Raw genomic sequence first — 20,833 nt, forward strand, 5'->3', positions numbered from 1 at the left:
CATGTTCCGACGCCTCAACGACGTCCTCCGCCCCGCCTCCCCGGCGCAGCGCGACGCCGGACTCAGCCTCGTCGAGGTCATCGTCGCGATGATGGTGTTCACCATCATCTCGATCGGGGTCGCCTACACGATCACCAACTCGCTCGTCCTCACCCGCGAGTCGCGGGCCAGGGCGGTCGCCACGAACCTCGCCGCGCAGGAGATCGACCTCCTCCGCAGCGTGGACGACGTCTTCAGCGTCGTCTCCAGGACCTGGGTCACCGAGGTCGGCGGCACCACCTTCACGATCGCGCGGAGCGCGGAGTGGACGACGTCCGCCACGAACTCCACCGCGTGCGGCACCGGCACCGGCACGCTGCAGTACAAGCGCGTCGAGGTCTCGGTGACCTACGCCGGCCAGCGCACGGTCAGCGCCCCGATCACCTCCGCCACCGTCCTGGCGCCCAACGGCCGGATCAACGACCCCGCCAAGGGCACGATCGTCGTGTCGGTCATCGGCGCCTCCGGCGCCGGCACCGAGGGCGTCACCGCGACGGTCAAGGCAGCCGCCAAGGATCCGAACGGCGCCGTCGCGCCCCCGGCCCTCGACCCGACGGACAGCTCCGGCTGCACCTACGCGCTCAAGGTGGCGCCCGGCAACTACGACGTCACCATCTCGAAGGCGGGCATGGTCGGCCTCGACCAGGCGGCCACGCAGACGACCACCCCCGTGACCGTCTCGGCGGGCGGGGCCGGCACCGCCTCCTTCTCGTACGACACGGCCATCTCGCTGCAAACGAACTTCGCGACGAACTTCCCGAGCCCCGTGGTGCTGCCCGGCAACCTCGACGTGACGTTCCGGAGCAGCGTCATGGGCGACTACACGATGTCCGCCGCCGCCACGAAGCCGGCGAAGCTGTTCCCCTTCTCGGGCGGCTACGCGGTCGTAGCCGGCAAGCACCTCGACCTGAGCACCGACCCGGACACCAAGGTCGTCTCGAGCTGCCTGTCGCCCGACCCCGCAGCCTGGGTGGCGCCGGCGGCCGACAAGGCCGTCGCCTCGGCGCCCGTCCCCGTCGGCGCCGCGCCCGGCGGCTCGGCGACGGTCGGGGTGCCGATGGGCGTCTTCCAGCTCAGCAAGATCTCCGGCACGGTGAAGCTCTTCGCCGTGCAGCAGAAGACCGGCGCGAGCGGCGACCCCGGCTGCCAGACGCCGTCCACCTACTCGTTCGCCGCCGTCACGAAGGACTCGATGCTCGCGCTCCCCTTCGGCACGTGGTCGTTCTACACGGTGACCGATCTGCTCAACCTGGGGCTCATCACCACGAGCAACCAGATCAACCCGCAGGGCGCGACGCTCAGGACGCGCGGCACGATCGACGTGCCGACCAAGACCATCACGCTCGACCCGAGGGGGCTCACGCCGTGACCCGCCTCCGTGCCTCCCTCGCCGCGCTCCGCGACCGGCGCGACGCCGGCGTCAGCCTGGCCGAGCTCCTCGTCGCGATGATGGTCTTCGCGATCCTCATCGCCATCACCGGCGGCTTCATGGTCAGCGCCTCGCGTGCCTCCTCGCAGACGCAGTCGATCGACTCGGCCACGCGCGTCGCCACCAACGGCATGACGGCCGTCACCCGCACGCTCCGCGCCGCGACCGAGAACCCCGTCAAGGGCCAGACCCTGCCCGACGCCGCCTTCCCCCAGGCGACGGCCAACGCCGTCACCGTCTACGCGTACGTCAACCTCGCCTCGTCCGACGCGACCCCGGTGATGGTGCAGTACTACCTCGACGGCGCCACGCTCAAGGAGAAGACCTGGCCAGGCGTCGTCTCCACCGACGGCTTCTGGACCTTCGGCACGACGCCGACCACCCGGACGGTCGCCTCCCCCCTCCTGACGGGCACCGACCTCTTCGCCTACGTCGACGCCGACGGCGCCACCATCTCGCTCGCCGCCGGCGCGGTGCCCGCCGCCAAGATCGCGTCGATCGCCGCGGTCCGGATCCGCGTCCAGGCCGGCACGGCGAACACGGCCGCGGCCTCCACCACGCTCGTCAACACGGTGGGCCTGCCCAACCTCGACATCGCCAGGGACCTCTGATGATCCGCCTCCTGCACGCCCGCCTCGTCCGGCTCCGTCGCGACGGAGCCGACCGCGGCGTCGCCCTGGCCAGCGTCATCGGCCTCGGCGCCGTCCTGCTGCTGCTCAGCGTCACCATGGCGTCCGTGGCGGTCAGCGGCACGGTGAAGGCCCGCGACGACTCGGACTTCAACGCGGCGATCGCGGCCGCCTACGCCGGCGTAGAGGACTACCAGAGCAAGCTCGCCAACAACAACGCCTACAGCCAGTACGGCGCGAGGGTCACGGCGTTCAGCACGGGCTCCACCTTCACGGGCACCGACGGCAACCTCGCCTTCGGCAAGGGCACCGCGGGCAGCTGGCAGACGGTCGGCGACGGCACGGGCGCCTCGTACCGGTACGAGGTCGACAACTCGAAGTACTCGACCGCCGGCACGCTGCGCATCCGGTCGACGGGCCGGGTCGGCGACACGACGCGGTCGGTCGTGGCCGACCTCAAGCAGGACGGGTTCCTCGACTACGTCTACTTCACCGACTACGAGATCAGCGACCCGGTGCTCTCGAGCACGTCCTGCTCGCCCAAGTACGAGTGGGCGGTCACCGACCGGCCCAGCTGCACCACCATCCAGTTCTCGGCGACGGACGTCATCGACGGCCCGATGCACACCAACGACACCATGAGGGTCTGCGGCGGCACCCAGTTCAAGGGAGCGACCACGACCTCCAGCACCCGGTCCAACCGGTACGTCGCGGTCACGGGTACCAACTGCACGGGGACGCCGAGCTTCGGCGGCCAGTCGAAGCCCGCCTACGCCCAGGCGATCACCATGCCGCAGACCAACGAGGCCATGCGCCAGGAGACGCGGACCGACCTCAAGACGACCACCGTCCCGAACCCCGGGTGCCTCTACACCGGACCCACCCGCATCACGTTCAAGTCGGCCGGCACGATGAACGTCTACTCGCCCTACACGAAGGCCACGCAGATCGAGTCCGACCCAAGCAAGGGCACGGCCCCCGCGATGTGCGGCACGCCGGGCGACGGCGGCAAGGGCGGCACGCTCGGCAGCGTCGGCGGGCAGGACGTCACGGTCCCGGCGAACAACCTGGTCTACGTCCAGGACGTCCCGGCGTCGTCGACCGACGTCAACTACTGGAGCGGGAAGCCGACGAACTTCAGCTGCCGCAACGCGGACGACTCGGCCGCCGGCAACGGGCTCGGGTTCCCCGCCAAGGACGAGGTGAACGCCACCTACAGCTGCACCGCAGGCGACGTCTTCGTCCAGGGCACACTCCAGGGCAACGTGACCGTCGCCGCGCAAAACTTCGTCTACGTCACCGGCGACGTGAAGTACTCCGACGTCTCGAAGGACATGCTCGGCCTCGTCGGCACGAACGCCGTCTACGTCTACAACCCCGTCAAGAACTACGGCACCAGCAAGAACCCGGACATCGGGCTCATCGACCGCACGAAGTCGAACCGTGTCGTCCAGGCAGCGATCCTCTCCGTCTCACATACGTTCACGGTCCAGAACTACGCCGCGGACAGCGGCAAGCCCAAGGGCACCCTGCAGGTCCTCGGCTCGATCTCGCAGAAGTTCCGCGGTCCCGTCGCGACCAGCGGCAACGGCGACAGCGGCTACACGAAGGCCTACGTCTACGACCCGCGCATGCGCTACACGGCCCCGCCCAAGTTCCTGTCGCCCGTCTCGACGAGCTACGGCATCACGCAGGTCGTCGAGAGCAAGACCGCCGTCGCGGCCTCGGGCAAGGAGCTCGTCCCGTGACCGCCCTCCTCCTCGCCGCCCTCACCGCCGGCGGCCTCGGCCTGCTGATCGGCTCGTTCCTCAACGTGGTCGTGTATCGCGTCCCTGCCGGCATGTCGATCTCGTCGCCGCCGAGTGCCTGCCCCGGCTGCCACGCACCGATCAAGGCCTACGACAACGTGCCCGTGCTCAGCTGGCTCGCGCTCAAGGGCCGTTGCCGCAGCTGCAGCACCGCCATCTCGGCCCGCTACCCGATCGTCGAGCTCGCCACCGGCGGCTTCTTCGCCCTCGTGGCGGCTGCAGTCTGGCCCTGGACGGTCGTCCCGACCGAGGCCGCACCGCTCGTCGCCGCGCTGCTCGAGCTCGTCGCGTTCCTCTGGCTGGCCGGTGCGAGCGTCGCGCTCGCGATCATCGACACCGAGCACCACCGGCTGCCCGACGCGATCGTGCTGCCGTCGTACGCGGTCGGCCTCGTGCTGCTGGGCGCCTCCTCGGCCCTGTCGGGGGAGTGGGACGCGCTGCTCCGGGGCGTCATCGGCATGGCTGCCCTGTTCGTCTTCTACCTGGCCCTCGCGCTCGTCAAGCCCGGGGCCATGGGCCTCGGCGACGTCAAGCTCGCCGGCGTGCTGGGCCTCTGGCTCGGCTGGCTCGGCTGGGGCGAGCTCGTCGTCGGCGCCTTCGCCGCGTTCCTGCTCGGGGGCCTCTTCTCGGTCGTCCTGCTCGCCACCCGTCGTGCCCAGCGCACCGGCGGCATCCCCTTCGGCCCCTGGATGCTCGCGGGCGCCTGGGTCGGCGTGCTCGTCGGCGGCATCGTCGCCGCCTCCTACCTCCAGCTCCTCACCCTCGCGTGAGCCCGAACTCACGCAGAAAAGAGACCACCCCATGACGAAGAACATCGTCGGCGTCGACATCGGCAGCCGATCGCTCCGCGCGGTCGAGGTCGCCGACGTCGACAAGCCGCGCCCCACCGTCGTCCGCTTCTCCGAGATGGCCCTCAGCGACGGCGCTGCCAGCCGCGGAGAAGTGCTCGAGCCCCAGACCGTCGCCAGCGCCCTCAAGCAGCTCTGGAGCGCCGGCGGGTTCAAGAGCAAGAACGTCGTGCTCGGCATGGGCAACCAGCGCGTGCTGGCCCGCGACCTGACCGTGGCGAAGGCGTCGCGCGAGCGGATCCGCGAGTCGCTGCCGTTCCAGGTGCAGGACATGCTGCCGGTGCCCGTCGCCGACGCGCTGCTCGACTTCTACCCCTACAAGGAGAGCGAGGGCGAGAACGGCCCCGTGCTCAACGGCCTGCTCATCGCCGCCGTCAAGGACGCCGTCCTCGGCAACGTCCGCGCCAGCAAGCTCGCCGGCCTGTCGACCATGGGCGTCGACCTCATCCCGTTCGCGAACACGCGCCTACTGATCAACCGACCCGGCCTCACCGGCACCGTCGCCCTCATCGAGATCGGCCACAGCACGTCGTCCGTGATCGTCGCGACCGACGGCGTCCCGCAGTTCGTCCGCATCATCCCCTCGGGCGGCGACGACGTCACGCAGGCGATCGTCGCCAAGCGCGGCGTCTCGGTCGAGGAGGCGGTGGCCGTCAAGAGGCAGCGCGGCCTCAGCACCGTGATCACCAACGCGGAGGAGCAGGCCTCGTCGGCCGCCATCTTCGAGTCGGTCAACGAGCTGCTCGGCAGCTTCCGCAACACCGTCCAGTACTTCGTCAACACCCGGCCGACCGAGACGGTCTCCCAGATCGTCCTCGCCGGAGGCGGCGCCCTGCTGCCGGGGCTCCCGGACGCGCTGTCCGAGGTGACGCGCCTGCCCGTGGTCGTCGCCGATCCGTTCGCCACCGTCGCGTTCGGCAAGAACGTCGACGAGGCCGCCCTGCGCGGGCGCGCCTCCGACATGACCGTGGCCCTCGGGCTCGCACTGGGGAGCGCCGCATGAGCCGCACCAAGAAGACCGCCACGGCGGTCGTCGGGGGACTGCCCCGCGTCGACCTGCTGCCCCCGGAGGTCCGGGCCGAGCGGCACACCGGCGTCGTCGTCCGCCGCGCGTGGATGGGCGTCGTCGGCGCTGCCGCCGTGGTCGCCATCGCAGCCGGCGGGGCCACGATCGTCTCGATCGAGGCGAACGACGAGCTCCTCGCCTCGCAGGCGGAGACGCAGCAGCTGCTGATCGAGCAGGGCAAGTACACCGAGGTCCGCGAGGTCAAGTCGGACATCCAGCTGCTCACCGCCGCGCAGACGGTGGCGGGCGCCGCGGAGATCCCCTGGCCCTCCTACCTCGCGCAGATCCAGGCGACCCTGCCGGCCGGCGTCACCGTGACGACCATCACGATCGACCAGGCCTCGCCCATCGCCGACTACCAGCAGTCGGACACCCCCCTGCAGGGCGCCCGTGTGGGCACCGTGACCTTCACGGCCCAGAGCACGACGCTGCCGAGCGTCCCGGACTGGCTCGACGGCCTCGCCGCCCTGCCCGGCTACACGGACGCCACGCCCGGCTCGGTCACCCTCGAGGAGCGCGTCTACGAGGCGACCGTGACCATGCACATCGACCAGGGCGCGTTCTCGAACCGCTTCGCCCCCACTGAGAGCGAGTGACCTGATGGACCGCAACCGCATCAAGCTGATCATCGCGATGGTGAGCGGCGTCGCCGTGCTCGCCCTCGGCTTCTTCCTCGGCGTGCAGCCCCAGCTGACCGCCGCCTCGACCGCGGCCGAGCAGAAGTCGACCGTCGACCAGCAGAACGAGGGCATCCGGGCGACCGTCGAGCAGCTCATCGCCGAGAACGAGGGCCTGTCCGGCCTCGAGGCCGAGCGCGACGCCAAGCTCGCGTCCGTCCCCGACGCGCCCGACATGCCGTCCCTCATCCGGCAGCTCGACCAGATGGCCGGCGAGGCCGGCACCATGGTGACCTCCTTCACGGCGGCCGACCCCGTGTCGTACGCCGCGCCGGCGTCCGCGACGGCCCCGGCCGCCGCGGCTGCTCCCGCCGAGGGCACGGAATCGTCCGAGGGCACGGACGGCGACGCCGCCGCTGCCGCCGCCGCCCCCGCCGAGGCCGCCCTGCCCACCGCCCCCGCCACCGTCACCGACCCTGCCGTCACCCCGGCCAACTTCTCCACGATCGCGGTCACCGTCGACATCAAGGGCTCGTACGACCAGGCCCTCGACTTCGTCGACCGCCTGCAGAAGGGCCCGCGCCTGTTCCTCGTGACCGCGATCACGAGCAGCGAGCCCGAGGAGGGCGATCAGACCGCCGAGGGCCAGACCTGGACGGTCGGCGGACTCGTCTTCGTCATGCAGGACGGCGAGACCGCGCCCGCCGACGGCGACGCCACCACGACGGCGCCGACGCAGGCCGAGGGCACCGACGAGGGCACGGACACGACCGCCAGCGGTCGCTGACCCGCCGACCCGAGCCTCCTCCGCTCGATTCCGCCACCAGAGCCCGGCTCCTCCCTCCCCAGGGAGGAGCCGGGCTCGTCCGCTGCCCGCACAGCCCTGGCCCGCCGCCTCGGGATGCTCCGCGGCGTACCCTCGGCTCATGACCCGTGCCGTCTACGCCCTGATGGCGAGCGTCCTCTTCGGCGCCCTGCTCGTGGCGACGGCCGGCTTCGAGAGCCTGCTGCTCGACCGCGACGTCATCGGCGAGCCCGACGCGGGCCCCTTCCTCGGCCCGGCCATGGGCGGTGCCGCCCTCCTCGTCGTCCTCCTGGCCCTGATGCGCTCGGCCGCGCTCGCCGACGCCCGCGACGGGGGAGCGCCGGAGGTGCGCGGCACCTTCCCCGCCCAGCCCCTGCACGACGCCCGCCCGGCCCGCCGGGGTCCGCGCCCCGGAGACGAGGGCGGCGGCGTCCCCGGTCCCCGACCCGCGCCTCCGAGCCCCTGGCCCGCGGTCGTCTCCACAGCCGCCGCCGTCTGGGCGGTCATGCTGCTCGTCGGCAGCGTCGGCTACGCCGTGGTGCGCGGCGAGGTCGTCTGGCTGGTGCTCTTCGCCGCGCGCTACGCGCTGTCGCCGTTCGTGCTCGGCGCCGTCGTCTGCGCCGCCCTCGTCGTGCTCGGCACGCTGCTGCTCTCGAGGGCCGAGCCCGCCCGCTGAGCGGGCCGGGAGGCGCCTGGCCGTTCGCCCCGGGCGTCCCGTCGCAGCCCGGAGACATTTGATTAACCCCCTGTCCGAAGCTATGCTCTATCGGGTGTGCGCTTCATCGCGCGCCCGAAAATCCCGCTCGTACCACGGTCGACGACCCGGCACGAGCAGGGTCACACCGTCCCCCAGCTGTTCCGCGTGCTCGTCACGCGGCGGTCGCCGGGCGGGGCAGGGCCTCATCCGGCCCGGTCCCGACGAGACGAGGACGCCGACCATCCGGTCGGACAGAGCAGAGCACTGCACGGCGCAGCACCGGCCGAGAGCAGAGCGCAACCAAGGAGAACCAGTGCCAACCATCCAGCAGCTGGTCCGCAAGGGACGCACGCCGAAGGTCGTCAAGACCAAGGCCCCCGCCCTGCGGTCCAACCCCCAGCAGCGTGGCGTGTGCACCCGCGTGTACACCACCACCCCCAAGAAGCCGAACTCCGCGCTCCGCAAGGTCGCCCGTGTGAAGCTCTCCAACGGCACCGAGGTCACCGCCTACATCCCCGGCGAGGGCCACAACCTGCAGGAGCACTCGATGGTGCTCGTGCGCGGCGGTCGTGTGAAGGACCTCCCCGGCGTGCGCTACAAGATCGTCCGTGGCGCCCTCGACACCCAGGCCGTGAAGAACCGCAAGCAGGCTCGCAGCCTCTACGGTGCGAAGAAGGACAAGAAGTAATGCCTCGTAAAGGACCCGCGCCCAAGCGCCCCGTCGTCGCCGACCCGGTCTACGGTGCGCCGATCGTCAGCCAGCTCGTCAACAAGATCCTCCTCGACGGCAAGAAGGGCCTCGCCGAGCGCATCGTCTACGGTGCTCTCGCCGGCGTCTCCGCCAAGAACGACCAGGACGCCGTCGTCACGCTGAAGAAGGCGCTCGACAACGTGCGCCCGACCCTCGAGGTGCGTTCGCGCCGCGTCGGCGGCTCGACCTACCAGGTCCCCGTCGAGGTCAAGCCGCACCGCGCGAACACGCTCGCGCTCCGCTGGCTCACCACCTACGCCAAGGCTCGTCGCGAGAAGACGATGACCGAGCGCCTCATGAACGAGATCCTCGACGCCTCCAACGGCCTCGGCGCCGCTGTCAAGCGCCGTGAGGACACTCACAAGATGGCCGAGGCGAACAAGGCCTTCGCGCACTACCGCTGGTAACAGCCACGGAGGCGCGGTGTGCGCACGACGTGCACCGCGCCTCCTCGGCTCCCGCTTTCCCCACCTACCCCTTCGGAGGAACCTGTGGCACAGGACGTGCTCACCGACCTGAACAAGGTCCGCAACATCGGCATCATGGCGCACATCGATGCTGGCAAGACGACGACGACCGAGCGCATCCTGTACTACACCGGCATCACCCACAAGATCGGTGAGGTCCACGACGGTGCGGCCACGATGGACTGGATGGCGCAGGAGCAGGAGCGCGGCATCACGATCACGTCCGCCGCGACGACGTGCTTCTGGAACAAGAACCAGATCAACATCATCGACACCCCCGGTCACGTCGACTTCACGGTCGAGGTCGAGCGTTCGCTCCGCGTGCTCGACGGCGCGGTCGCCGTCTTCGACGGCAAGGAGGGCGTCGAGCCCCAGTCCGAGACCGTCTGGCGTCAGGCCGACAAGTACGACGTGCCCCGCATCTGCTTCGTCAACAAGATGGACAAGCTCGGCGCCGACTTCTACTTCACGGTCGACACGATCATCAACCGCCTGGGCGCCAAGCCCCTCGTCATGCAGCTCCCGATCGGTTCGGAGTCCTCGTTCGAGGGCGTCGTCGACCTCGTCGAGATGCGTGCGCTGACGTGGCGCGGCGACTCCAAGGGTGACGTCGAGCTGGGTGCCAAGTACGAGATCGAGGAGATCCCGGACGACCTCAAGGAGAAGGCCGCGGAGTACCGCGCCAAGCTCCTCGAGACGGTCGCCGAGTCGGACGACGCGCTGCTCGAGAAGTACTTCGGCGGCGAGGAGCTGACGATCGCCGAGATCAAGGGCGCCGTCCGCAAGATGACGGTCAACAGCGAGCTGTACCCGATCTTCTGTGGCTCCGCCTTCAAGAACCGCGGCGTCCAGCCGATGCTCGACGCGGTCATCGACTACCTCCCCTCGCCGCTCGACGTGCCTCCCATGGAGGGCCACGACGTCCGCGACGCCGAGAAGGTCATCATCCGCAAGCCCGAGTCGAGCGAGCCGTTCTCGGCCCTCGCCTTCAAGGTCGCGGTGCACCCCTTCTTCGGTCGCCTCACCTACGTCCGCGTGTACTCCGGCTCGATCGAGTCGGGTGCCCAGGTCATCAACTCGACCAAGGACAAGAAGGAGCGCATCGGCAAGATCTTCCAGATGCACTCCAACAAGGAGAACCCGGTCGACAGCGTCACCGCCGGCCACATCTACGCGGTCATCGGCCTGAAGTTCACCACCACCGGTGACACGCTGTGCGACCCGTCCGAGCAGATCGTGCTCGAGTCGATGACGTTCCCCGAGCCCGTCATCGAGGTCGCCATCGAGCCCAAGACGAAGGCCGACCAGGAGAAGCTCTCGCTGGCCATCCAGAAGCTCGCCGAGGAGGACCCGACGTTCCGCGTCGAGCTCAACGTCGAGACGGGCCAGACGGTCATCAAGGGCATGGGCGAGCTCCACCTCGACATCCTCGTCGACCGCATGAAGCGCGAGTTCAACGTCGAGGCGAACGTCGGCAAGCCCCAGGTGGCCTACCGCGAGACGCTCAAGAAGGGCATCGAGCGCTACGACTACACCCACAAGAAGCAGACCGGTGGGTCGGGTCAGTTCGCCAAGATCCAGATCGCCCTGGAGCCCTACGAGGTCACGGCCGAGTCGACCTACGAGTTCGTCAACAAGGTCACCGGCGGCCGCGTCCCGCGGGAGTACATCCCCTCGGTCGACGCCGGCATCCAGGACGCCATGCAGGTCGGAGTCCTCGCGGGCTACCCGACGGTGGGCGTCCGGGCGCTGCTCCTCGACGGCGCGGCGCACGACGTCGACTCGTCGGAGATGGCCTTCAAGATCGCTGGGTCGATCGCCTACAAAGAGGCGGCTCGCAAGGCCCAGCCCGTTCTCCTCGAGCCGCTCATGGCGGTCGAGGTGCGTACGCCCGAGGAGTACATGGGCGACGTCATCGGCGACCTCAGCTCGCGACGCGGGCAGATCTCGTCGATGGAAGACGCCAGTGGTGTGAAGGTCGTTCGGGCCAGCGTGCCGCTGTCGGAGATGTTCGGCTACGTCGGAGACCTGCGGTCGAAGACCTCGGGTCGTGCCGTCTACTCGATGACGTTCGAGTCGTACCAGGAAGTCCCCTCGGCCGTCGCCGAGGAGATCATCCAGAAGAACAAGGGCGAATAGTCCCGAATCTCGCGGCCGTTCCTCGACCGCGTAACATGTACACACACCAATCCGCAGTGTCCGGTAGGCCGGGTCATCGACCCGGCCCCCGGCCCCACTGCAACCGAGTCCTGAGGAGGACCCACAGTGGCTAAGGCCAAGTTCGAGCGGACCAAGCCGCACGTCAACATCGGAACCATCGGTCACGTCGACCACGGCAAGACCACGCTCACCGCGGCGATCACCAAGGTCCTGCACGACAAGTACCCGACCCTCAACGAGGCGTCGGCCTTCGACCAGATCGACAACGCGCCCGAAGAGAAGCAGCGCGGCATCACGATCAACATCTCGCACGTCGAGTACCAGACGGAGAAGCGTCACTACGCTCACGTCGACGCTCCCGGTCACGCCGACTACATCAAGAACATGATCACCGGCGCGGCTCAGATGGACGGCGCGATCCTCGTGGTCGCCGCCACCGACGGCCCGATGCCCCAGACGCGTGAGCACGTCCTGCTCGCCCGCCAGGTCGGCGTGCCCTACATCGTCGTGGCCCTCAACAAGTCCGACATGGTCGACGACGAGGAGATCCTCGAGCTCGTCGAGATCGAGGTGCGCGAGCTCCTCTCCAGCCAGGACTTCGACGGCGACAACGCCCCCGTCGTGCAGGTCTCCGCTCTCAAGGCCCTCGAGGGCGACGAGAAGTGGGCCGCCACGGTCGCCGACCTGATGGACCAGGTCGACGAGAACGTCCCCGAGCCCGTCCGTGCCACGGACCAGCCCTTCCTCATGCCCGTCGAGGACGTCTTCACGATCACCGGTCGTGGAACCGTCATCACCGGTCGTGTCGAGCGCGGCATCCTGAAGCCGAACGACGAGGTCGAGATCGTCGGCATCAAGGAGAAGTCGTCCAAGACGACCGTCACCGCCATCGAGATGTTCCGCAAGACCCTTGACGACGCGCGCGCCGGTGAGAACGTCGGACTCCTCCTCCGCGGCACCAAGCGTGAGGACGTCGAGCGCGGCCAGGTCGTGGTCAAGCCCGGCTCGATCACGCCCCACACCGAGTTCGAGGCGAACGTCTACATCCTCTCGAAGGACGAGGGCGGCCGTCACAACCCGTTCTACGCGAACTACCGCCCGCAGTTCTACTTCCGCACCACCGACGTCACGGGTGTCATCACGCTGCCCGAGGGCACCGAGATGGTCATGCCCGGCGACACGACTGAGATCACCGTCCAGCTGATCCAGCCCATCGCCATGGAAGAGGGCCTGCGCTTCGCCATCCGCGAGGGTGGCCGCACGGTCGGCGCCGGCACGGTCGTCAAGATCGTCAAGTAGCACCCGCCGCACAGGCACCTGCACGACCAGCACCACCTGAACACCCGAGAGGGGTCGGGCCCGAGAGGGCTCGGCCCCTCTCGTCGTGCACCGGGGGCACGACGGGGGTGCGTCGATCGCTGTTTCGCGGCAGAGTGGTGGCGTGCCGGAGACGCCGGCCAGAGGAGGCGCACCATGGCAGGCTTCGACGACATCACCAAGAAGGCCCAGGAGTTCCTGAAGGACGGCAAGGTCCAGGACGCCCTGAAGAGCGAGAAGGCCGAGGGCGTCAGCGACAAGATCCTCGACGCCGTCGCCGGTGCCGCCGACAAGGCCACCGGGGGCAAGCACAGCGACAAGATCGCCCAGGCGAAGGAGCAGGCCGACAAGAGGATCGGCGACCAGTAGCCCCGGCCATCCGCGACGCCCCGTTCCCTCCGGGACGGGGCGTCGCTTGTACCCCGGCCCACCGCGGGTCAGGCCGTCGGTGGTTCGATCGACGGATGCCGCGCCTCCGAAGGACGAACTCGAGCTCCCCGGGCCTCTCGCGAGTCCCGAGCGGTGCCGGATTCTCGTACCGTCACGCGGACGGCTCCAGCGTCACCGATCCCGAGCTCCGTGAGCGGTGCGAGCACCTCGGCATCCCGCCCGCCTGGACGGACGTCTGGATCGCCCCCTACGCCAACGGGCACATCCAGGCGACGGGCGTCGACGGTGCCGGGCGTCGGCAGTACATCTACCACCCGACCTGGCGGGAGCAGAAGGACCGCCTCAAGTTCGACCGAGCTCTCGCCCTGGCCGAGTCCCTCCCCGCGGCGCGACGTCTCGTGACCCGCGACCTGCGCCTCGACGAGCCTGTGCGCGACCGCGCCCTCGCCGCAGCGTTCCGCATGCTCGACACCGGGTCCCTCCGGGTGGGGTCGGAGCGGTATGCCGAGCAGCACGGCAGCCACGGCCTCTCCACGCTGCTGTGCGCGCACGCGAAGGTGTCCGGCGACGTGGTCTCGCTCGCCTTCCCGGGCAAGAGCGGCCAGGACTGGGATTCCCAGATCCGCGACCCCGACCTCGCGACGGTGGTGCGCGGGTACAAGCAACGCGGCGGACGGTCGCGGCTGCTCGCCTGGCGTCCCGAGGCGGGCTCGCCCTGGCGACCGCTGCACGCCTCCGAGATCAACGAGTACGTGAAGCTGCGTGCCGGGGACGAGTTCACGGCCAAGGACTTCCGCACCCTGCACGGCACGGTGGCTGCCGCGGTCAGCCTCGCGAGGACGGGCCCGCAGGCGGGAGTCGGCAAGCGCAAGGGTGCCGTGTCGCAGGCCATGCGCGACGCGGCCGACGTCCTCGGCAACACCCCGTCCGTCGCCCGTTCCTCGTACGTCGACCCCCGTCTCGTCGACGCCTACCTGCACGGCGAGACCATCGACCCCGGCCGCCTGGGGTCGGCCGAGTCCGAGGTTCGGTCGCTGCTCTTCCGATGACCCGGGGACGAGGAGGCGCCCGGCCGTCCCACGGGCGGTCGCGAGCGGGCGGCCCCATGACGTACCGTAGAGGGTTGCGTCCGTTCGAGTCGGGCGCTCGAGAGGACCAACTGCAGTGACTGACGAGTGCATCCACGGTTTCGAGCGAGAGCTGTGCGACATCTGCGCACCGCGCAAGCGGGAGCCCCTGCTCGACGCTGACGGGCAGGCACGGACGCTGGTCACCAAGCGCCGCGCGCCCTCGCGCAAGCCCGAGTCGCTGCGCAGCACGCCGGCCCTGGCCCGTGACTCCGCAGCCGTGGCCGTGGCGGCGCAGTCCGCCGCTCGCGTCGCGCCCGCGTTCGAGGCGCAGCGCGTCTACCACTGGACCCACGTGAGCAACCTGCCGGCCGTGTTCGCCGCCGGCGAGCTCGTCCCCGCCGCCGAGGCGGCCCCCGTCCTCGACGTGAGCTCCGAGGCGACACGCGCCCTCCGCGCCTCCGTGACGACCGCCTCCGGCGCCGCCGTGGCCGCGCACGTGCCCTTCTCCCTCTCGCCGCACGCCTCTGCGTGGGAGGTCCTCCGCTCGGGCGCCGAGGGCTACGAGTGGTCCGACGCCGCCCGCGGCGCCAAGGCGACCGACTTCGTCATGCTCGTCGTGCCCGTGACCGCGCTGGAGGACGACTTCGTCGTCACCGAGCGCGACGCTGCCGTGCAGGGGGTCCGCTCGGCGGCCGGCGTCGACGCCGCCTCCTCGATGGTGCGCCGCTTCTCGCTCGCCGACCCCGACCTGCTCGAGCCCGAGGTGCTCGTCCCGCACGCCGTCCCGCTCGACTCCGTGATGCTGATCGGCGTCCCGAACGACAAGATGCGCGACCGGGTCAAGCAGCTGCTGGTCGAGGCCGGGGGCGCGGCCCCTCGCGTGGCGGTCTACCCGCCGTGGTTCCGCCCCGCCGAGACGGCCTGACGACGGCCTGAGGAAGGTCCGAGGGGGCCCGTCCGGCCCCCTCGACAGCGCGGCTGACATCCGCGACACGCCCGGGTTGCAGCTTGTGCCCAGGTGTGGCAAAATCGTCTAGTTCAACATTCCGAGCTCGCCGTGCGCGAGTGCCGGATCACTGCCAGGCAGTGCACAGACGCAAGACGTCTGGGCCGCGGGTAGCAGGACACATCTCACACAGGAACACCGCCAGGGCCGAGCTCTGCGCGACGGTGGACACGATGATGACCTCCCCGAGGTCCTCTCGCGCGGAACCCGTCGGGCGGCCGCCCGCATCGTTCCCGAGATGGCTTGACACCAGAACAGCGGTACGCGAGGGCGACAGCCCTCGGAGATCGTGTAGAGCCAGATGTTCGCCCAGCGAACAGCGTCAGGCGGCCCCCGAGGTGCGCGACGTCCGAACGAGAGAGAGTCACACATGGCGGGACAGAAGATCCGCATCCGGCTGAAGTCGTACGACCACGAGGTCATCGACACCTCCGCGCGAAAGATCGTCGACACGGTCACCCGCGCGGGCGCCACGGTGGTCGGCCCCGTGCCGCTGCCGACCGAGAAGAACGTGGTCGTCGTGATCCGTTCGCCCCACAAGTACAAGGACTCGCGCGAGCACTTCGAGAAGCGCACGCACAAGCGCCTCATCGACATCGTCGACCCGACGCCCAAGGCAGTCGACTCGCTCATGCGCCTCGACCTCCCGGCCGACGTCAACATCGAGATCAAGCTCTAGGGGAGGCGACCATGACCATCAGCAGCACCAAGAACGTCAAGGGCCTCCTGGGCAAGAAGCTCGGCATGACCCAGGTCTGGGACGAGAACAACAAGCTCGTCCCCGTCACCGTCGTGGAGATCGCTCCCAACGTCGTGACCCAGATCCGCTCGCTCGAGAAGGACGGCTACAGCGCCGTCCAGATCGCCGCCGGCCCCATCGACCCCCGCAAGTCGAACAAGCCCGCCACGGGCCACTTCGACGCCGCGGGCGTCACGCCCCGTCGCCACCTCACCGAGGTCCGCACCGCCGACGCCGCCGAGTACGCACTCGGCCAGGAGCTCACGGCTGCGACCTTCGAGGCCGGCCAGAAGGTCGACGTCGTCGGCACCTCCAAGGGCAAGGGCTTCGCCGGTGTCATGAAGCGTCACAACTTCAAGGGCGTCAGCGCCTCGCACGGTGCGCACCGCAACCACCGCAAGCCCGGCTCGATCGGTGCTTCGTCGACCCCCAGCCGTGTCTTCAAGGGCATGCGCATGGCCGGTCGCATGGGTGGGGACCGCGTCACCATCCTCAACCTCACGGTGCACGCCGTCGACGCCGAGAAGGGTCTGCTGCTCGTCAAGGGCGCCGTCCCCGGCGCTCGTGGCCGCATCGTCTTCGTCCGCACCGCCGTGAAGGGGAAGTAGCTCATGGCCACCATCAACGCAACGGCCACCTCGGTGGACGTCCTCGACGCCAAGGGCGTGAAGACCAGCACGGTCGAGCTGCCCGGCGAGATCTTCGACGTCGTCACGAACGTGCCGCTCATCCACCAGGTCGTCGTCGCCCAGCAGGCCGCCGCTCGCCAGGGCACGCACAAGACCAAGCGTCGCGGCGAGGTCTCCGGCGCCGGCCGCAAGCCGTTCAAGCAGAAGGGCACCGGCCGCGCTCGTCAGGGCTCGATCCGTGCTCCCCAGATGACCGGCGGTGGCATCGTCCACGGTCCGCAGCCGCGTGACTACTCGCAGCGCACCCCCAAGAAGATGATCGCCGCCGCTCTGCTCGGCGCTCTGTCCGACCGTGCCCGCGGTGCTCGCGTGCACGTCGTCGAGGGCTTCGTCGCCGACACGGTGTCGACCAAGGTCGCACTCGAGCTGCTCTCGACGATCTCGTCGAGCAAGCACGTCCTGGTCGTCATCGACCGCGACGACGCGCTCACCCGCAAGAGCGTCAACAACGTGCCCACGGTCCACGTGATCACGTTCGACCAGCTCAACGCCTACGACGTCCTCGTCAGCGACGACATCGTCTTCACGAAGAGCGCCTTCGACGGCTTCGTCGCCTCGAAGAGCAAGAAGGAGGCCACCGCATGAGCGGCTACGGCAAGGACCCCCGCGACGTCATCATCGCGCCCGTCGTCTCCGAGAAGAGCTACTCCCTGATCGATCAGGGCAAGTACACCTTCATCGTCGACCCGCGGTCGAACAAGACCGAGATCAAGCTCGCGATCGAGAAGATCTTCGACGTCAAGGTCGACAGCATCAACACGTTGAACCGCGTCGGCAAGACCCGTCGCACCCGCTTCGGCACCGGCAAGCGCAAGGACACCAAGCGCGCCATCGTGACGCTCAAGTCGGGCTCCATCGACATCTTCACGGCTGTCGGCTAGGGCCCGGAGGGAAAACAAAATGGCTATTCGTAAGTACAAGCCCACGACTCCTGGTCGTCGCGGTTCGTCGGTCGCCGACTTCGCGGAGATCACGCGTTCCACGCCCGAGAAGTCGCTGCTCCGTCCGCTCTCCAAGAGCGGTGGCCGCAACAACGCCGGTCGGATCACGACGCGTCACATCGGTGGTGGCCACAAGCGCCAGTACCGCGTGATCGACTTCCGTCGCAACGACAAGGACGGCGTCAACGCCAAGGTCGCTCACATCGAGTACGACCCCAACCGCACGGCGCGCATCGCGCTCCTGCACTTCGTCGACGGCTCGAAGCGCTACATCATCGCGCCGAACAAGCTGTCGCAGGGCGACATCGTCGAGTCCGGTCCCGGCGCCGACATCAAGCCCGGCAACAACCTGCCGCTCAAGAACATCCCGGTCGGAACCATCATCCACGCGATCGAGCTCAAGCCCGGCGGCGGCGCGAAGATGGCCCGCTCGGCTGGTGCCTCGGTGCGTCTCGTTGCCAAGGACGGCCCCTACGCGCAGCTCCGCCTGCCGTCGGGCGAGGTCCGCAACGTCGACGCACGCTGCCGCGCCACCATCGGCGAGGTCGGCAACGCCGAGCAGTCGAACATCAACTGGGGCAAGGCCGGCCGCATGCGCTGGAAGGGCGTCCGCCCGACCGTCCGTGGTGTCGCCATGAACCCCGTCGACCACCCGCACGGTGGTGGTGAGGGCAAGACCTCCGGTGGACGCCACCCGGTCAGCCCGTGGGGCCAGAAAGAGGGCCGCACGCGCCACCCCAACAAGGAGAGCGACAAGCTCATCGTCCGCCGTCGTAACGCTGGCAAGAAGCGTAAGTAGGAGTTGTAGAAGATGCCACGCAGTCTTAAGAAGGGCCCCTTCGTCGATGACCACCTGCTTCGCAAGGTCGTCACGCAGAACGAGGCCAACACCAAGAACGTCATCAAGACCTGGTCGCGCCGTTCGATGATCGTCCCCAACATGCTGGGACACACCATCGCCGTGCACGACGGGCGCAAGCACATCCCCGTGTTCGTGACCGAGAGCATGATCGGCCACAAGCTCGGCGAGTTCGCGCCCACCCGCACCTTCCGCGGCCACGTGAAGGACGACAAGAAGGGTCGTCGCCGCTAACGCGGCGGCGTAAGGAGGAGAGAAATGGTGGAGTCGATCGCACGCGTGCGTCACATCCGCGTCACCCCCATGAAGGCCCGTCGCGTCGTCAACCTGATCCGCGGCAAGCAGGCCCTCGAGGCCCTGGCCATCCTGAAGTTCGCGCCCCAGGGCGCCAGCGAGCCCGTCTACAAGCTCGTCGCGTCGGCCATGGCCAACGCACGTGTCAAGGCGGACAAGGACAACAGCTACCTGGACGAGCAGGACCTCTACGTGAGCCGTGCATTCGTCGACCAGGGCGCGACCCTCAAGCGGTTCCAGCCGCGTGCCCAGGGGCGTGCCTTCCAGATCCTGAAGCGCACCAGCCACATCACGATCGTCCTCGCGACGCCGGATGAGGTCGAGGCTGCCGCTGCTACGAAGAAGGCGAGCAAGTAATGGGCCAGAAAGTAAACCCGTACGGCTTCCGTCTGGGCATCACCACCGACCACGTGTCGCGGTGGTTCACCGACAGCACCAAGGCCGGTCAGCGCTACAGCGACTACGTCGCCGAGGACATCAAGATCCGCACGCTGCTCAAGACCTCGCTCGACCGCGCCGGCGTGGCCAAGATCGAGATCGAGCGCACCCGTGACCGCGTCCGCGTCGACATCCACACGGCCCGTCCGGGCATCGTGATCGGGCGTCGCGGCGCCGAGGCCGAGCGCATCCGCGGCGACCTCGAGAAGCTCACGAGCAAGCAGATCCAGCTGAACATCCTCGAGGTCAAGAACCCCGAGGCCGAGGCTCAGCTCGTCGCGCAGGGCATCGCCGAGCAGCTCGCTGCTCGTGTGGCGTTCCGTCGTGCGATGCGCAAGGGCCTCCAGGGCGCCCAGCGCGCCGGCGCCAAGGGCGTCCGGATCCAGGTCTCGGGTCGCCTCGGCGGCGCCGAGATGAGCCGCTCGGAGTTCTACCGCGAGGGCCGTGTGCCCCTGCACACCCTCCGCGCCAACATCGACTACGGCTTCTACGAGGCCAAGACCACCTTCGGTCGCATCGGTGTCAAGGTCTGGATCTACAAGGGCGACATCACCAACAAGGAGCTCGCGCGCGAGCAGGCGAACCAGAAGTCGTCTCGCCCCGAGCGCCGCAACGACCGTGACGGTGCACGTCGCGGGGGCAGCGACCGCGCCCCCCGCGAGCAGAAGGCACCCGCCACCACAGGAGCTGAGGCGTAACCATGCTTATCCCCCGTCGTGTCAAGCACCGCAAGCAGCACCACCCCGGCCGTAGCGGCCAGGCCACTGGTGGCACCAAGGTCAGCTTCGGTGAGTACGGCATCCAGGCACTCACGCCCGCCTACGTGACCAACCGTCAGATCGAGTCCGCTCGTATCGCCATGACGCGTCACATCAAGCGCGGCGGCAAGGTCTGGATCAACATCTACCCCGACCGTCCCCTCACGAAGAAGCCCGCCGAGACCCGCATGGGTTCCGGCAAGGGCTCGCCCGAGTGGTGGGTCGCCAACGTCAAGCCGGGTCGCGTGCTCTTCGAGCTCAGCGGCGTCAGCGAGGAGATCGCCAAGGAGGCGCTCACTCGTGCAATCCACAAGCTGCCCCTCAAGGCACGCATCATCAAGCGCGAGGAGGGCGACGCATAATGGCGATCGGTTCCAAGGAGCTCCGTCCTGTCGAGCTCGACACTTTCGAAGACGAGCGTCTCGTCGACGAGCTGAAGAAGGCCAAGGAAGAGCTGTTCAACCTGCGCTTCCAGTCGGCCACCGGCCAGCTCGAGAACCACGGCCGCGTGCGCGCCGTGAAGCGCGACATCGCTCGCATCTACACGGTCCTGCGTGAGCGCGAGCTCGGCATCCGTGCCACCCCCGCCCCGGTCGAGGCCGCCCCCAAGGCGACCAAGAAGTCGACCAAGAAGGCTGCCGCCGCCGACGAGGCGCCCGCCGCCGACACCGTCGAGACTGCCGAGGAGAAGTAATGGCCACCGAGAACAAGACCGAGGTCGACTCGGCAGCCGTCGAGGTCCGCGGCTACCGCAAGACCCGTCGCGGCTACGTGACCAGCGACAAGATGGACAAGACCATCGTCGTCGAGGTCGAGGACCGCGTGAAGCACCCCCTGTACGGCAAGGTCATCCGCCGCACCTCCAAGGTGAAGGTCCACGACGAGGCCAACGCGGCCGGCGTCGGCGACCTCGTCGTGATCAGCGAGACCCGTCCGCTCAGCGCCACGAAGCGCTGGCGCCTGGTCGAGATCCTCGAGAGGGCGAAGTAGGCCTCGCGGTCTGCTCGCGTAGAAGG

General features: G+C 69.0%; 26 protein-coding genes. All 26 read left to right on the top strand.

Features of this window, described 5'->3' with window-relative positions; all coding sequences use genetic code 11:
* Position 1 precedes the first annotated feature (1 nt).
* The 26 genes from EDF20_RS15655 (at position 2) to rpsQ (ending at position 20,807) form a co-directional block, all read left to right on the top strand.
* Complete coding sequence (locus EDF20_RS15655; RefSeq protein WP_166644773.1) at positions 2-1,408, top strand: type II secretion system protein; 1,407 nt, start codon at positions 2-4, stop codon at positions 1,406-1,408.
* Positions 1,405-2,079 (top strand): prepilin-type N-terminal cleavage/methylation domain-containing protein, encoded by a 675-nt coding sequence (locus EDF20_RS15660; protein WP_166644774.1) that lies wholly within the window; start codon positions 1,405-1,407, stop codon positions 2,077-2,079. Before EDF20_RS15655 ends, EDF20_RS15660 begins: the two co-directional genes overlap by 4 nt.
* Positions 2,079-3,845, top strand: a complete 1,767-nt coding sequence (locus EDF20_RS07210; protein ID WP_133738223.1) for a hypothetical protein — start codon at positions 2,079-2,081, stop codon at positions 3,843-3,845. Before EDF20_RS15660 ends, EDF20_RS07210 begins: the two co-directional genes overlap by 1 nt.
* Complete coding sequence (locus tag EDF20_RS07215; RefSeq protein WP_133738224.1) at positions 3,842-4,675, top strand: A24 family peptidase; 834 nt, start codon at positions 3,842-3,844, stop codon at positions 4,673-4,675. The genes EDF20_RS07210 and EDF20_RS07215 overlap by 4 nt, the downstream gene beginning before the upstream one ends.
* Positions 4,676-4,706: 31 nt before the next feature.
* Positions 4,707-5,756 (top strand): type IV pilus assembly protein PilM, encoded by a 1,050-nt coding sequence (pilM, locus tag EDF20_RS07220; protein WP_123547676.1) that lies wholly within the window; start codon positions 4,707-4,709, stop codon positions 5,754-5,756.
* Positions 5,753-6,415, top strand: coding sequence for a hypothetical protein (locus tag EDF20_RS07225; RefSeq protein ID WP_133738225.1), 663 nt, complete (start codon positions 5,753-5,755; stop codon positions 6,413-6,415). The genes pilM and EDF20_RS07225 overlap by 4 nt, the downstream gene beginning before the upstream one ends.
* Positions 6,416-6,419: 4 nt before the next feature.
* Positions 6,420-7,223, top strand: a complete 804-nt coding sequence (locus EDF20_RS15665; protein ID WP_166644775.1) for a hypothetical protein — start codon at positions 6,420-6,422, stop codon at positions 7,221-7,223.
* Positions 7,224-7,362: 139 nt separating this feature from the next.
* Positions 7,363-7,917 (top strand): DUF6121 family protein, encoded by a 555-nt coding sequence (locus EDF20_RS07235; protein ID WP_133738226.1) that lies wholly within the window; start codon positions 7,363-7,365, stop codon positions 7,915-7,917.
* A 334-nt stretch (positions 7,918-8,251) separates the two neighbouring features.
* Positions 8,252-8,626, top strand: coding sequence for a 30S ribosomal protein S12 (rpsL, locus tag EDF20_RS07240; RefSeq protein WP_043593380.1), 375 nt, complete (start codon positions 8,252-8,254; stop codon positions 8,624-8,626).
* Positions 8,626-9,096 carry a 30S ribosomal protein S7 gene (gene rpsG, locus EDF20_RS07245; RefSeq protein ID WP_123547680.1) on the top strand — a complete coding sequence of 157 codons (471 nt, stop codon included), beginning with the start codon at positions 8,626-8,628 and terminating at the stop codon, positions 9,094-9,096. The genes rpsL and rpsG overlap by 1 nt, the downstream gene beginning before the upstream one ends.
* Before the next feature lie 84 nt (positions 9,097-9,180).
* Positions 9,181-11,295, top strand: coding sequence for an elongation factor G (gene fusA, locus EDF20_RS07250; RefSeq protein WP_123547681.1), 2,115 nt, complete (start codon positions 9,181-9,183; stop codon positions 11,293-11,295).
* 126 nt (positions 11,296-11,421) lie between these two features.
* The gene (gene tuf, locus EDF20_RS07255) at positions 11,422-12,615 is read left to right on the top strand and encodes an elongation factor Tu (RefSeq protein WP_123355166.1); all 1,194 of its coding nucleotides are present in this window, start codon (positions 11,422-11,424) and stop codon (positions 12,613-12,615) included.
* 174 nt (positions 12,616-12,789) lie between these two features.
* Positions 12,790-13,002: an Rv0909 family putative TA system antitoxin gene (locus tag EDF20_RS07260; protein ID WP_123547682.1), complete on the top strand. Its 213-nt coding sequence runs from the start codon at positions 12,790-12,792 to the stop codon at positions 13,000-13,002.
* 95 nt (positions 13,003-13,097) lie between these two features.
* A complete protein-coding gene (locus tag EDF20_RS07265) occupies positions 13,098-14,072 on the top strand; it encodes a DNA topoisomerase IB (RefSeq protein WP_123547683.1) in 975 nt (324 codons plus the stop codon).
* A 115-nt stretch (positions 14,073-14,187) separates the two neighbouring features.
* Positions 14,188-15,018: a DarT ssDNA thymidine ADP-ribosyltransferase family protein gene (locus EDF20_RS07270; protein ID WP_133738227.1), complete on the top strand. Its 831-nt coding sequence runs from the start codon at positions 14,188-14,190 to the stop codon at positions 15,016-15,018.
* A 451-nt stretch (positions 15,019-15,469) separates the two neighbouring features.
* A complete protein-coding gene (gene rpsJ, locus EDF20_RS07275; protein WP_043593369.1) occupies positions 15,470-15,778 on the top strand; it encodes a 30S ribosomal protein S10 in 309 nt (102 codons plus the stop codon).
* Between the two features lie 17 nt (positions 15,779-15,795).
* The gene (gene rplC, locus EDF20_RS07280; protein ID WP_191330343.1) at positions 15,796-16,446 is read left to right on the top strand and encodes a 50S ribosomal protein L3; all 651 of its coding nucleotides are present in this window, start codon (positions 15,796-15,798) and stop codon (positions 16,444-16,446) included.
* 3 nt (positions 16,447-16,449) lie between these two features.
* The gene (gene rplD, locus EDF20_RS07285) at positions 16,450-17,112 is read left to right on the top strand and encodes a 50S ribosomal protein L4 (RefSeq protein ID WP_133738228.1); all 663 of its coding nucleotides are present in this window, start codon (positions 16,450-16,452) and stop codon (positions 17,110-17,112) included.
* Positions 17,109-17,408, top strand: coding sequence for a 50S ribosomal protein L23 (rplW, locus tag EDF20_RS07290; RefSeq protein ID WP_123547687.1), 300 nt, complete (start codon positions 17,109-17,111; stop codon positions 17,406-17,408). Before rplD ends, rplW begins: the two co-directional genes overlap by 4 nt.
* 19 nt (positions 17,409-17,427) lie before the next feature.
* Positions 17,428-18,267 (top strand): 50S ribosomal protein L2, encoded by an 840-nt coding sequence (gene rplB, locus EDF20_RS07295; RefSeq protein ID WP_123547688.1) that lies wholly within the window; start codon positions 17,428-17,430, stop codon positions 18,265-18,267.
* Positions 18,268-18,279: 12 nt separating this feature from the next.
* Positions 18,280-18,561: a 30S ribosomal protein S19 gene (rpsS, locus tag EDF20_RS07300; RefSeq protein ID WP_123547689.1), complete on the top strand. Its 282-nt coding sequence runs from the start codon at positions 18,280-18,282 to the stop codon at positions 18,559-18,561.
* Between the two features lie 24 nt (positions 18,562-18,585).
* Entirely contained in the window at positions 18,586-18,978 is a 393-nt protein-coding gene (gene rplV, locus EDF20_RS07305) for a 50S ribosomal protein L22 (RefSeq protein WP_123547690.1), read from the top strand.
* Positions 18,978-19,757: a 30S ribosomal protein S3 gene (gene rpsC / locus EDF20_RS07310; protein WP_123547691.1), complete on the top strand. Its 780-nt coding sequence runs from the start codon at positions 18,978-18,980 to the stop codon at positions 19,755-19,757. The genes rplV and rpsC overlap by 1 nt, the downstream gene beginning before the upstream one ends.
* Positions 19,758-19,759: 2 nt before the next feature.
* Positions 19,760-20,179, top strand: a complete 420-nt coding sequence (gene rplP / locus EDF20_RS07315) for a 50S ribosomal protein L16 (protein WP_043593355.1) — start codon at positions 19,760-19,762, stop codon at positions 20,177-20,179.
* Positions 20,179-20,511: a 50S ribosomal protein L29 gene (rpmC, locus tag EDF20_RS07320; protein WP_123547692.1), complete on the top strand. Its 333-nt coding sequence runs from the start codon at positions 20,179-20,181 to the stop codon at positions 20,509-20,511. Before rplP ends, rpmC begins: the two co-directional genes overlap by 1 nt.
* Positions 20,511-20,807 (top strand): 30S ribosomal protein S17, encoded by a 297-nt coding sequence (gene rpsQ / locus EDF20_RS07325; protein ID WP_133738229.1) that lies wholly within the window; start codon positions 20,511-20,513, stop codon positions 20,805-20,807. Before rpmC ends, rpsQ begins: the two co-directional genes overlap by 1 nt.
* Positions 20,808-20,833 lie beyond the last annotated feature (26 nt).

The sequence above is a fragment of the Frigoribacterium sp. PhB116 genome, from assembly GCF_004364285.1.
Classification (GTDB): Bacteria; Actinomycetota; Actinomycetes; order Actinomycetales; family Microbacteriaceae; genus Frigoribacterium.